11 protein-coding genes are annotated in these 13,826 nt (G+C 41.9%); 1 reads left to right on the top strand and 10 read right to left on the bottom strand.

Features of this window, described 5'->3' with window-relative positions:
* Positions 1-35: 35 nt before the first annotated feature.
* From BM195_RS09820 to BM195_RS09790, 7 genes are all read right to left on the bottom strand, one after another.
* On the bottom strand, positions 36-890 hold the full coding sequence (locus BM195_RS09820) for an ROK family protein (RefSeq protein WP_090237242.1): 855 nt from the start codon (positions 888-890) through the stop codon (positions 36-38).
* 285 nt (positions 891-1,175) lie between these two features.
* The gene (locus BM195_RS09815) at positions 1,176-1,916 is read right to left on the bottom strand and encodes an SDR family NAD(P)-dependent oxidoreductase (protein ID WP_090237240.1); all 741 of its coding nucleotides are present in this window, start codon (positions 1,914-1,916) and stop codon (positions 1,176-1,178) included.
* Positions 1,917-2,412: 496 nt separating this feature from the next.
* Complete coding sequence (locus BM195_RS09810) at positions 2,413-2,601, bottom strand: hypothetical protein (protein ID WP_090237237.1); 189 nt, start codon at positions 2,599-2,601, stop codon at positions 2,413-2,415.
* A gap of 10 nt (positions 2,602-2,611) precedes the next feature.
* Positions 2,612-3,541: an LCP family glycopolymer transferase gene (locus BM195_RS09805; RefSeq protein WP_090237234.1), complete on the bottom strand. Its 930-nt coding sequence runs from the start codon at positions 3,539-3,541 to the stop codon at positions 2,612-2,614.
* Positions 3,542-3,926: 385 nt separating this feature from the next.
* A complete protein-coding gene (locus tag BM195_RS09800) occupies positions 3,927-5,414 on the bottom strand; it encodes a tripartite tricarboxylate transporter permease (protein ID WP_090237231.1) in 1,488 nt (495 codons plus the stop codon).
* A gap of 15 nt (positions 5,415-5,429) precedes the next feature.
* Entirely contained in the window at positions 5,430-5,909 is a 480-nt protein-coding gene (locus tag BM195_RS09795; protein WP_090237229.1) for a tripartite tricarboxylate transporter TctB family protein, read from the bottom strand.
* A gap of 15 nt (positions 5,910-5,924) precedes the next feature.
* Positions 5,925-6,911: a tripartite tricarboxylate transporter substrate binding protein gene (locus tag BM195_RS09790; protein WP_090237226.1), complete on the bottom strand. Its 987-nt coding sequence runs from the start codon at positions 6,909-6,911 to the stop codon at positions 5,925-5,927.
* Positions 6,912-7,563: 652 nt separating this feature from the next.
* On the opposite strand from BM195_RS09790, the gene BM195_RS09785 reads away from it, so the two are divergent.
* Complete coding sequence (locus BM195_RS09785; protein WP_170848218.1) at positions 7,564-9,132, top strand: phosphodiester glycosidase family protein; 1,569 nt, start codon at positions 7,564-7,566, stop codon at positions 9,130-9,132.
* Between the two features lie 525 nt (positions 9,133-9,657).
* Here BM195_RS09785 and BM195_RS09780 read toward each other — a convergent pair.
* The 3 genes from BM195_RS09780 to BM195_RS09770 form a co-directional block, all read right to left on the bottom strand.
* Positions 9,658-10,758, bottom strand: a complete 1,101-nt coding sequence (locus BM195_RS09780; RefSeq protein ID WP_342028030.1) for a class II histone deacetylase — start codon at positions 10,756-10,758, stop codon at positions 9,658-9,660.
* Between the two features lie 174 nt (positions 10,759-10,932).
* On the bottom strand, positions 10,933-12,174 hold the full coding sequence (locus BM195_RS09775) for a Zn-dependent hydrolase (RefSeq protein ID WP_342028029.1): 1,242 nt from the start codon (positions 12,172-12,174) through the stop codon (positions 10,933-10,935).
* A gap of 30 nt (positions 12,175-12,204) precedes the next feature.
* A complete protein-coding gene (locus BM195_RS09770) occupies positions 12,205-13,683 on the bottom strand; it encodes a sodium:solute symporter family protein (RefSeq protein ID WP_244535723.1) in 1,479 nt (492 codons plus the stop codon).
* Between the last annotated feature and the right edge of the window lie 143 nt (positions 13,684-13,826).

The following is a 13,826-nucleotide window of genomic DNA, read 5'->3' as shown; positions in this document are numbered from 1 at the left end:
GATTTTTTGATTGGGATACAATTATAAAAACCTCGTTACCTGTCAGCAGCCAGAGTAATGGCGCCTTTTACCCCCTGTTCATCATCCAGGGCAGGAGCACTGATAAAATCATTCAAGTTGCCCACATCCACATAGCTGTTCAGGAGCTTCGAAACCTTTTCCCGAACCAGGGAATATAATATTTCCTGCTTCATAACCCCGCCGCCTAAAATAATGCGTTCAGGAGACAATATCAATGTGTAATTAACAATGGCATGTGCCAGATAGTGCGCCTCGATTTCCCATACGGCGGCATCATGACTAAGAAGGTACCCCTTATTGCCGTGACGCTTCTCAATTGCCGGACCAGAAGCCATTCCCTCCAGACAGTTGCCATGATACGGACAGCAGCCTGCAAACGAATCATCCGAATGCCTTGGAACCATAACATGCCCCATCTCCGGGTGAATTTTCCCCTGAAACGTATAGCCATCCTGTACCAAACCTGCCCCAATACCTGTCCCTACCGTGATGTATAAACAGCTATTGACACATTTTCCGGCACCATACCGGTATTCACCCAGGCATGCTGCATTGACGTCCGTATCGATGTAAACGGGAATCTGGTAATCTCCCTTCAATCGCCCGAGTAAATCAAAATTTTTCCAGTCCGTTTTAGGTGTATTCAGGATCGTTCCATATGTATCACTTTCTTTATTCAAATCAACCGGCCCAAAACTTCCGACACCCAGTGCTTCCAAATCGAAGTGTGAAAAAAATGCCTTCACTTCCATGAGCGTTTCTTCCGGCGCGCTGGTTGGAATAACCTTCTTAGATGTTATCTCCCCGGAACGATTGCCCACTGCACAGACAATTTTCGTGCCGCCCGCTTCAATTCCGCCAAACACCATACACGTTCCCCCCCTCGTCCATTGGGACAAATTGATAGACACTCTATCCCGATTCTGCCTTTGGGGACCCTTTGCCCACCAGTTTTATACTTTATTTTACAATAGTAAGCTGTTATTTTAAATGCCGTTTCCTTATCGTATATCTGTTAAAGATATAATACTGAATGATTATGGGGTTAAACTGGAAAAGATCTTACCCGGCCCAACAGCTTTAATACGATAGGTTCTCTTCTCTCCCTATCAAAAAAGCCATCCCTCCTCAATAGGAAGGATGACTGAATAACATCACTGCGCTGTATACCCGCCATCAACATGGACAATAGTACCTGTGATAAAATCATTCTCACATAAAAATACAACAGTATGGGCAACTTCATCCGGATTACCGATCCGCCCCATGGGATGCTTGGCAACCAGTCCATTATAGAACTCGCCCAGCTTTTCTTTATTGACCAGACCTGACTCGATGTATCCTGGCGCAACGGCATTGACGCGGATATTCTTCTCCGCATATTGCAGAGCCAGCGACTTTGTCATCAAATTGACTGCACCTTTTGATGCATTATAGGCAAAGGCACTTGGTTCGCCCACAGTTCCTAAAATGGAAGATGTGTTCACGATAACACCACTGCCGGATTTCAGCATTTCCTGAACAGCATATTTTGAACCGTAGAAGACACCGTTTTGGTTAATGGAAATTACTTTTTGATAATCTTCATCAGAAAGTTCATGGGTTTGGCCTTGTACACCAACACCAGCATTATTGAACATTATATCAATTTTTCCATAATGATCCACGGTTTGTTTAACAAGACTTTTCACCTGGTTCTCAACAGCAACATCGGTTTTGGCAAAAAATACGTCAGCACCATGATCTTTCAATTCTCTCTCAGTGGCCTTCCCGCCATCTTCATCAAAATCCGCAATAACAACTTTAGCACCTTTTGCAGTGAACGCCTTGACAGTGGCCAACCCGATTCCGGATGCCCCGCCTGTGACAACTGCGACTTTACCTTTAAGTTCCATCTCTCTTCCCCTCCCTTTGTAAAGGTTATAATCTTTACAATCCTATTATAGCAGTGTTTGTATACTATCCAAAATATGTGCTTATAAGAAGACAGGTAGCTGACCCTATATTTCGGCTGAAGGATCTGATTCCCTCTCAGATATAACCTATTTTAGTGCAAAAAACGAGGCCGAGACAAAAGGATATAAGCCAAAGATACATCCGAACGATGATTCCACTATGATGGGAACAGTTCGGATGTATCTTTTGAGATATGTTTGAAAATTTGTTGCGCATGATCAAATCAACTGAGAAGTCATTTGGTCTTAGATTTGCTTGCTTCCATGCTTTTGTTGGTGAGTGCATGATGGTCGCTGCGGAAAAATACGCCCTTTCCGGGGAACAGCGCGAGCCGAAAACCCGCAGGAAATAGGTCTTTGCTTTCCGAGGAGGCTGAGTCCGTGCCCATGGAAAGCGCAGTATGCTGCCGGAGCGAATGATCGCACGCAACTAACATCAGAATGGAAGGGAGGCTATACCAAGACAAATTGTCACGCGTTCGCAGTCGTTATCAATGATGAATAAGGATGCGACTGTTGAAAAAGTAAAATGCTGCCCTTCCTGCCCTGTAATGTTCGTCTTTAGCATGGAAAGTTTTAATTGTGTACCAGCATCTATATGAATCTGATCTATACCTTCTCCCAATCCAACACACCTAAGATGCACTCTTACTGATCATACCATGCACTTTCTGCACTTCTTCGTCAGGCACCATGAGGTAATAGGTGCCGTCAATATTTGTTCCGTTTCCTTGTATTTGATAGCTGTCAATGTTTTTGCGCGTATTACGATAACCATTGAAAAGCATCTTCATGTCGTCAAAATCCATATTTGTTGCCATATTATTGCCGAGAACGTCGATGTAATCATTGATTTTCGTCACAGAACCAACGGAAGCGCCACGGTCAATAATGCCTTGAATGACTTTACGCTGGCGTTCCGTTCGGCCGAAATCACCATTTGGATCCTGTTTGCGCATGCGGACATAGGCCATTGTCTGATCCCCATCCATCTCCATAGGACCGACATTAAAATCATACTCCCCGTCATTCCAGGCAATTTCGTTATCCACTGTGATCGTACCAAGCCTATCAACCAGTTCCTGGAGCCCTTCCATGTTCATACGGACGTAATAATCCAGTTCAATGTCTAAAAAATTTTCGACCGTCGCAACGGACATATCACTGCCGCCAAATGCATAAGCATGATTGATTTTATCCTCCACCCCTTCACCGACTATGGTTGTCCTTGTATCCCGTGGAATGCTGATCAGCTGCATTTCCTCATTTTTGGGCTCCAGAGACAACACCATCAACGCGTCCGACCGCCCACTGTCATGTTCACGCTCGTCCACGCCAAGCAAGAGGACGTTCAGCTGTTCAGAAGCTTCAACTTTTTTCTTTGTCAAATTACGATCAATCGAATCAATTTGTTCGTGCATTTTTTCATTGACTGTATCTCTGGCATTGCCATAAATCGACAAGCCATAAAGCCCAATTCCAAGTATCAGTAAACCAATTACAGCCAATGTTATTTTCAGCCAGCGTTTTTTAGATTTTTTGCGATTCACTCTCTTTTCTTCCACGATTTCTTTCCCCCAATAAAACATTCTAATAATTTATTGTGTTCTATTATGAGTCGTTATACCTAATGATACACTTTGTCATATTATCTCATAATATCACTGATTTTGTAAGTGTGATTTGAAAATAATATTATGTGGTTATCAGCAATAGTGCAGACTGTCGAATCCGAATGTTTCCATAAAAGCAGAAGGTGCCCGCTACATCGTCAAGAATATAAGTGCAGAGAGGCGTGCTTTTTTGTATCACTTGGAGAAGCATAAAATTACATATTGTACTTATAGCAGTAATAAAAATAATCCCCGCCTGAGAGAATAGACTCAGTTAGGGATTAGTCATCCATCCACCGCAACTTTATAATAAGCGGGATTCCCTGTAATATAAACGTTAATAGTTTTCCTGTTGATTACTTTTATTATTGCTATATACGCCATATATCATTGATAAAACAGCAAGAATAATCAATACTGCAGATAATGGTCTTGTAAAAAATGTCGAGACAGCTCCTAATGAAATGGCCTGCCGAAAGTTCGATTCAATCATCGGCCCAAGGATGATCCCCAGTATAAACGGAGGTAAAGGAAATTTATTAGCTTTCATCCAGTATCCGATTAACCCAAATAATAAGAGAACCCACACATCAAATATACGGTTATTAACAGCAAAACTGCCAAGTACACATAATAGCAGCACAATGGGGACCAGATAATGAAATGGGATCTGATTAATTTTCAGAAATACTTTAATTCCTAAACTTTGAACGATTAGCATTAAAAATGCAGCTAAAAAGAACGAAATGAATACACCATTAACCAAAACCGGCTGATTTTCCATCAGTAATGGGCCAGGCTGAATACCATGAATCAATAAAGCACCCAGCATCATGGCAGTTACCGCATCGCCCGGAATACCAAACGCCAGCATTGGAACCAGTGCACCGCCAACGGATGAGTTATTCGCTGATTCGGCTGCAATCAAACCATCTTTCGTTCCTTTACCGAATTTAGAAGGGTTCTTGGAGAACTTTTTTGCGATATCGTAACTTAAAATATTGGCAATACTCCCGCCGGCTGCTGGCAATATACCTACCAATGTTCCGATTAAACCTGATCTGATTACATTTACAGCCGATTTCCACATATCCTTTATGACCTTTGCTATTGGATAGGTTATGTTTTTGGTATTTTCAATTTTGAACGACTTAGGCGGATTTTTGATATCCTCTAATAATTGAGAAAAAGCAAATAACCCGATCAGTACAGGCAAAAAGTTAAATCCGGCCAGTAACTCACTAAAACCAAACGTAAATCTTGGTATTCCCATTAGTGGATCAGAACCGACAAGTGAAAACATTATCCCCAGGAATCCAGCAATTAACCCTTTTATCAAGGAACCTTCACTCAAACTGGCAATTGCACTTACACCAAACAGCATCAATGCAAACATTTCCCATGGTCCAAATTCAAGTGCCCACTTGGCTAATAATGGCGCCATGAAAATTAATATGATTCCTGATAAAATAGAACCAAAAAATGACGACCATAACCCAATCGCCAATGCTTTTCCCGGCTCACCGTTTTTGACCATCGGGAACCCATCAAAAGTAGTCGCCATTGCTGAAGGGGTACCAGGGATACCGAGTAGAGAGGCTGTAATAAGCCCACCGGCACTGCCACCTACTTGAACCCCCATCATCAGGGCAATGCCATTAACCGGATCCATACTAAAACTAAAAGGCAATGTTAATGCGACCCCCATTGTAATGGTAAACCCCGGAATGCTTCCCGCTATGATACCCGCTATGACCCCCATTAAAAGGATTGTTATTGTCTGAATATTTAAAATGGTTTCAACACTTAGTAGTATATTCTCCATAAATTGTTACCCCCTTCAGAACAAGACGCCTGTTGGAAGGAAAACCGACAGTGCCCACTGAAAAATCAGGTATAAAATTGCAGTTAATATGATACTTCCAAGTAAGACGACCCAAAGTTTTTGCCTATTATCTGCAAGCACAAAGTATAACGAAATCAAAAACAAAACAGAAGAAAGGAAGTAACCAATATATCCCAGAATGAATACGTACAAACCAAAGAGCACAAATGTTAAAATCACTTTTTTATTTTCATGAAACAACTTTTGAAGATTAATATTCAGCTTCGAACCTTCCCCGCGAATCATTCTATACACGCTGCTTGCTAACAAACATAGACCTAAAAAAGCAACAGTCCCAATTATAATGTTAGGGAAAAGGTCAGCTTCTGTTTTACCCAGATTCTTTTCCGTTATTAAGGAAGACCCGTAATAAGCAAAACCACAAAAGACTAAAATGGCTGCTGCATTTAACAGATCACGCTTTGCCTTTATCACTCAAAATCTCCTCTCTTATTCCTCTAACAACCCGCTTTTTTCCAGAGAATTTTTCATATCTTCCTCGTTTTTCTCTAAAAATGCTGCATACTCTTCTGTACCTTTATAATTAACTTTTGTACCCATTTCAGCCATTTTTGTTTTAAAGGACTCACTGTTTGCTACTTCTTCCAGTGCATCACTTAACTTTTGGATTATTTCATCTGGTGTATCTCTTGGTGCGACAAGACCTCTATTTGTTGCAGAAACCGCATCAATGCCTTGTTCTTTTAGTGTTGGAAGCTCTGGTAGAACTTCACTTCTTTCCTCACCCGTATAACCTAATAGTTTCATCTGATCATTTTCCAGATAATCCTTTCCTGCTATAACAGAAACGCCACCCAGATCAACATCATTACCGACAACAGCCTTCATTCTTTTGGCAGTGCCATCATATCCAACGATATTAAAATCTATATCGGCTGCAGTCTCAATTAAAGCAGGTTCCAATTGTGAAGTGGAGCCAATAGATGCTGCATAAGATATCTCTCCTGGATTTTCCTTAGCCGCTTTTACGACTTCTTCCATTGAATCCCAAGGACTGTCTGGATGTGTTGCAACTGCATCGTATGTGGATGTCATCAACGAAATTGGTTCAAAGTCAAAATATCCGAAGTCTGATTGCCCGGTAAGTTGTGACATTGCAACCGAATCATGAATTGAAAGAAGTGTATAGCCATCATTATTAGCGTTCAACACTTGTTGCGCACCAACAACTCCACTTCCGCCAGCAACATTTTTAACGACAATATCAGCATCAAGGATTTTTTCCAGTTCCTCCGCTATCAGCCTATTGATAGCATCTGTATCTCCCCCGGCATCCCATGGAACTACGATCTGAATCGACTCATTTGGGTAATTATTAGCCTGGGCGTCGCCATCTGATTGACTGTCCATGCCGCATGCAGATAAGCCGACCACTGTCATTAAGCAAATCAACCAAACACGCATAATCCTTTTCATTAAAGCCCCTCCTAGATTTTATAAATTAGATCAAAGAAATACCTGCTTACGCAAACGGAAACACATTTTAACAGGTTGTCTAATTTTTGATAATTTGTTTAATTGCGATTTATATTAAAATACATAAAAATGATTATGATGTCAATGTTTTTTGAACAAAAATTAATTAAATAATTAAAATTGGTTACATTTATACTATTTTTAGGACTTTTTGCATTCACTTCGTATTACGAATAACAAGAGGAAATTCGCGGTTTTTTTCCGGTGATGATTTTCACGTGCACAACGAACAATCCATAGTGATTGGAATGTTTCTCAAAACCCGGCAATTGGCATATGATTAAAACAGAAAACCCACCTGCCATGAAAAATTCATATGGGTACAAGATTAACTTACAGGTCTCCTTAATTACTTTTCTGACTCCATAATCGGCGCTATACCATCTTCAATTTGAATGGTTGCCCCAAGTGTTGCATTATCACGCAGCCAGTCATTTGACTTGTTATGACGATACTCACAATGCTGAAAACACGCTCATTTACCCATATATTTATAATTGAGAGGTTACTAGAATTAAAATTAATAGATCTCCAGGAGGTGAAATAGAAGTTTTATAAGCGTTTTATAAATTATGAGATGGAGGGATTCATATTGCAACGTAAAAACGTGATGTTTATTGTTGTCTCGTTGTTTTTACTGACATCAGCTTTTATGCCGACAGCTGCAAATGCCCAATACCACCAAGACTTCACAAACAGCAGTAATAATCTGTCTATCGGAATTGAAAACCTGCCGGAAACAAAGGAAGTTACTGAACTATCTACAGGTGTCACCCATACGAAAATCATTAAAGGGATAGAGTCGCACAAAGCATTTTATACGGCAGAAATCGATTTTTATCAGAACAAATCGGACGCTCAACAGATGAGAAAAGATTTAAGGGAAAAAGGCTTTAAATCGTCCATACAGACGATTAGAAATCCGGGTTTCAAACATACAGACATTGGCGAAAAGACTATTGGTCATGTTCTGCAGTCAGGAGAGTTTTCTGCCATGGAAGAAGCTGAGCAGCGCGCACAGGAATTGCGAGATCATGGTTTCCCGGTATCACGTATTGCCTATTCAGAGTATAACGGAACCCTTAAAAGCACTGGACCGTGGGTAATCAATGTTCTGGAAATTAATCCGGATAAATTTGATGGAGAGTTGCAAACCCGTATCGGTCACGACCAGATTCAAGGAAATGAAACGTTGTCCTCAATGGCAAAAGGAACCGATTCTATAGCAGCTGTCAATGGCGGATACTTCGTTGTTGGCAGCGGGGACGGTACGCCAGGGTCGCCTGCAGGTTTATCTGTACTTGACGGCACACTGCTTAGTGAATCCGTCGGCGAACGGACTAGTTTGATTTTAAATCAAGATCAGGCCAGGATCGCTAAAGCTAAAACGGCTCTTTTACTTGAAACAGACAATGATGAGACGCGTGAAATTGACGGTATTAATCGTGTCCCCGGGCTTATCCGCAGCTGCGGGGGAATAAATGATGAACCGTCTAACCTTCCGATGCACGATGTCACATGCACAGACAATGATGAGATCATTCAATATACGGAAGTATTTGGTGAATCAACACCTTCTGTCGATGGATATGAAATTGTCCTGGATGAAGAGAATAATATAATCTCTGCCGGTGAAAGCAAGGGAACAACAATCCCTGAAAACGGCAGCATTCTACTAGCAACCGGAGAAGCGGCTGACTGGCTTCAGTCAAATTCCAACATAGGCGAAGAAGTAACGATGTCCAATAATATTCTTGTAGAAGGCGAAACGCAGCCTCTGAAAGATACAACAGACATCATTAATGGAGCGCCACAGCTGCTAAAAGACGGCGAAATAGATATAACAGCTGACAAAGAAGGATTTCATTGGAGCAGCGATTTTTATTATAATTTTGGCTTGTATCGGCACCCTCGGACTCTCGCAGGTATCAAGGACAATGGAAATCTTCTATTTGTAACAATAGATGGAAGAAACCCAGGAACAAGCATTGGCTTAAGTTTCTATGAGAGTGCTCAGCTGTTAAAAGACATTGGCGCAACAGAAGGCATGAACCTTGATGGCGGCGGTTCAACAACGATGACCATCAATCAGGAGGTTACTAACAATCCATCTGGCGGAGCACAAAGAGCAGTTGCAGATGGCATCTTTATAGTAGAATGAATCATTGAAACGTGCAGTTAAACGTGTTGGTGGTTTACACTGCACGTTTCCTTTTTAGCAATTTAGCAGTCTCCTGTTTTCGTTTTATCGCCTCCACTGCCTTTTGCCGTCCCGAACGTATCGCTCTCTTTTTCGCTAACAGCTATACCGCCACACCTCTGTGATGGATTATTCAACCATATTTGCCAGTCCCTCTCTATATAACTAATATCGAAACAAATGTCTATTTAGGGGTATGGATTTCAAATATTTATTTTTGTAAAAGCGATGCCCCCTTTATTCAGATTCGTTTCGATTATAGAGGGAGACTATAATTTCTGATAAACGATGATGTGCTAAGGGAAAATAGAAATTGAATACGTGAAAGCTCAATTGATTCCCTGTTATAATTTGAAAAACTGCTTTCGGAAGTCTTTTAATCCATCGTCAAATACAAAAAGTGTCTGATCGGCTTTTCGATAAAAATTTCAAACATCAAAAAATGAACAGTGAAGCGGAGCGAATGGGCAAGCCCTCCTGTCTCTCTTAGCTTAATCGCCAATAGGCAGACTGTATTTCCTTCGCATGATTGATATAGTCCAGCTGATTCTGATAAATTGGTCCTTCGTGAAAGCCTTGATCAAACGGGTCATTTACACCACTTTGTTTTCCGCTGAATGCCTCTAGAATCCGGATCGTGCAGAACGGAACATAAGCGGTGCTGTATCCGCCCTCATGACAGGCAACAAGACGACCGCTGCAATGTTCATCCGCCAATGATTTTACTTTTTCTGCCATCCTATAAAATCCTTCAGCAGTCACAAGCATACGTCCCAACGGATCGAACCGGCCCGGATCCTGACCGGCCGACACCAATATCAATTCCGGCTCAAATTGGTCAATAATCGGTATCGCAACTTTGTCAAAAGCGTGCATATATCCTTCATTACCGGTTCCAGCAGGCAGCTCAATGTTAACGTTGTATCCTTTTCCTTCAGATTTGCCAATTTCAGTCATACTGCCGCGATTTCTTGGGAAAATATTTTCCTGATGAAGAGATATAAACAGCACATCCGAGTCATTCAAGAAAGCGCTCTCCGTTCCATTGCCATGATGTACATCCCAATCAATAATGGCAATCCTGTTCAAATAATACTGAGCGCGTGCATACTTAGCTGCTATCACAATATTGTTAAAAAGGCAAAAACCCATCCCCTCATTTTTCTCAGCATGATGACCTGGAGGCCTTGTCAGAGCATAAGCATTCATCACCTCTCCTCGAATAACAGCGTCCACAGCAGTGACGGCACCGCCAGCTGACAACATGGCGATTTCATAGGAATCTGGCCCGACGATCGCATGCTCACCGGCATCGCCACCTCCCATATCACTCAAACGCTTTATTTCCTCGATGTATACTTTCCCGTGATTCCTTTCAACTTCCTGATGTGACGCAGGTCGTGGTTCAATCTCCTGCAGCTGCTTTATAAATTTGGATTTGTCCAGTAAATTCTTGACTCGCCGTTTTGTTTCCGGATTTTCCGCATGTATATCCTCCTGGACCCAGCCACCGGAATCAATATTCAGTGCCCCATTTCCAGTTTGGTGCCAGAAATAACTCTCATCCCAAATAAAACCTGTTTTCATGGTCATCAACCTCCAACAATTAATTTTTCTGATTAGCTGAATCCGCTGACAAACGATAGCAGGCTACCCTTGCACCAGCTCACCGCAAGGAAAAGGAACGTGCACATGATTGGCCTCCACTTTAAACAAACGATGAACCGCAGCTTAAGTCTGGTTCGGGACGATACCTTTATGTCAAATTGCTTCCTTCATATTAGCTAACTGTATCATGCTGTCCAATAGCACATTAGTGCCATGTTCTATGTCCTTATCCAATGTGAGTTCGGATTCAACATGACTTTTGCCATTCACACTCGGCAGAAAAATCATGCCTGTTGGCGTGAATGTGTTCATATATTTAGCATCATGACCCGCTCCACTGTACAATCGCTTATATGAATACCCCATTCGTTCAGAACTATTGGAAATTTGACTGATAATGCGATCATGAAAATGAGACGTTTTGACTTTCCATAGTTCATTCATATCCATAGATACCGCTAATTCAGAAGCCATTAGCTGTAAATCAGCAGTCAATTCCTCAATGAATTGTTCACGGATTCGATCTTCAAGATGTCGAATATCCAATGAAAAAGTGACAGCTTCGGGGATGCAATTAACAGCTCCGGGTTTCACGTTCATTCTGCCAACCGTCACGTTTAACCCATGATCAAAATTGAGTGCTTTCTCTTCCGCACAGACGAGCATTCTGGAAGCTGCCATCAGAGCATCTTTCCTGCATAACATTGGTGTGGGGCCTGCATGTCCTCCCTCACCCGATATATGTAGCTCCAGCCATGTCATACCTTTAATTCCTTCAACAACGCCGATAGACACACCTTCCTTTTCCAAAACCGGTCCCTGTTCTATATGCAATTCAATAAAAGCATGAGCCAATTGCAACCGATGATGCATGGCACCGTTGAACCCTATTTGCTTCAGTTCATCTTTAAACTGCTTGCCAACTTTATCCTGGCGGGTATAAACATACTCTTTGTCAAAAACACCTGTTAACCCGCCTGAACCCAGTAATGGCGGTTCGAATCTTGCACCTTCTTCATTCGTAAAGTTAATGATCTCAATAGGCCGATATGTCTCAACCTCATGATCATTCAAACAGCGTATGACTTCTAAGGCGGCCAATACGCCCAGCACACCATCAAACCTTCCGCCGTTAGGCTGTGTATCCAAATGAGACCCTGCTACAAGCGGAGGGAGATCCGTTCGCCCCTCTCTTCTGCCATACATGTTTCCAAAATCATCGACTCTCACCTTAAGACCAGCATCTGACATCCATTCCTTGAAAATCTCCCGCATTGCCTTGTCTTTTTGCGATAAAGCCAGTCGGCACAAGCCGTTTTTAGGGATTGCCCCTATTTGCGAGCTCTTCTTAATCGTTTCCCTCAAGCGCGTAAAGTCAATTTTTATTTCATTCAACTGCAAATCCCTCCAAAGTTCACGATGAATCTATATTACTTCAGACCAAATATCAGTCGTCTGCTTCTTCTTAGTGGCTAATGAAACAACAATTATCGCCAAAGTTGATAATGGCAATCCAACAAATACCGGATGAACATCAAAAGGATGACCTGCTAACTGCCAAATGACCGCAACACCCAATCCAAGCCACATGGCTGTAATACCGCCGGCTTTTGTTGCACTTTTCCAGAATAATCCGAAAATACATGGTGCTAATAATCCTGAAACCAGCATTGCTGTTCCGATAACCCATAGAACGACAAGCTGCGGCATGTAAAGGGCAAGTAAAACAGAAATAACAGACACTGTGATGACTGAATAACGACTGTATTGCAGAATTCGTGTCTCTGAAGCATGTTTAATCCTTGGTTTAACGATGTCATTGATAATGGAAGTCGAAGCAGCCATAAAGAAAGAATCCGCACAGGAAATAACGGTAGCCATAAGGGCAATTACCATGATGACGACTAAAGGGAAATGAAATACTGCCCCGATCGCTTCATAATAAACAAGTGTTGGGTCAATGCCGGTCATCTGCATGCCATATCTTAGGAATACACCAGAACCAATGATGGCAACCCCGATTAAAAAAGCTAGCATAATAGCAATCCAATACCCTGATACGGCCGTTTTATAATCCCGTGCAGCCCAAAACCGCTGCCACAGATCCTGCCTGACAAACTGATAACCACCTATCGTGAAAAAATAGACAAGCACTTCACTTGTGGAAATATGTGTGATACTAAGCAGTTCTAATTCTCCAAGTGAACCAGCAAACGACTTCATTTCACCCCAATCCCCTCCAATCCAGAGTATAACGATAAACAGAAGGAAAGTTCCCGCTGTCTGCACCGTACCGTGAATGGCGTCCTGCCATACGACTGACTTCAATCCGCCAAAATATGTCTTCGCCGTCAACAGCAGCCAGCTTATGATAATACCCACCGTCATGCTTAAGCCAATGGTAAGGTTCAATATAGTTGCAATGGCCACAAATTGCATACCCGTAACGGCACAATAAGCGAGCAGGACACTGATTACAGTCGGAATTCTAGCTCCTTCTCCATACCTTAGGGCGGTGAAATCACCAATGGTCACCATCTTGTATTTTTCGCCAATGAGTCTGATTCGTTTTATCAGGAAAAATGCTGTGATGACACCAGTTACCAGAATGCTTATGTTCAGCCAATGCTGGCCCATTCCAAATCGGTAAGCATTTTCCATGAACCCTAATAATATGGAACCGCCTACCGCTGTCCCAACAAAAGTCAATATTAAAGGAAAACGTGAAACTGATCTGCCAGCAACATTGAAATCATCATAACTATTAATTTTTCGATAGTTAATGTACAGCGAAAATCCAAATAATAAAATAAAATATACGACAACAATAATACCCAGTATGATCCTTTCCTGGTCGGTAAACAATAGAATGCTCCTTTCATCGTGAAATTGGTCATCAGTCACCGTTTAAACTTTATCCCCTTATGTACCGGACCTTTTTACACAGACCATCCATAATTAGCGATCCTGTTAATATGCCATATTCAACAACAAAGCCTTGTACAATGACCGGGTTCATGTTTGTAAGTATGACCAGGCTTTATGAC

It is taken from the genome of Lentibacillus halodurans, from assembly GCF_900112045.1.
In the GTDB taxonomy this organism is placed as follows: domain Bacteria; phylum Bacillota; class Bacilli; order Bacillales; family Amphibacillaceae; genus Lentibacillus; species Lentibacillus halodurans.
The sequence above is the reverse complement of the archived record's forward strand: the minus strand, read 5'-3'. Positions and strand labels throughout refer to the sequence as shown.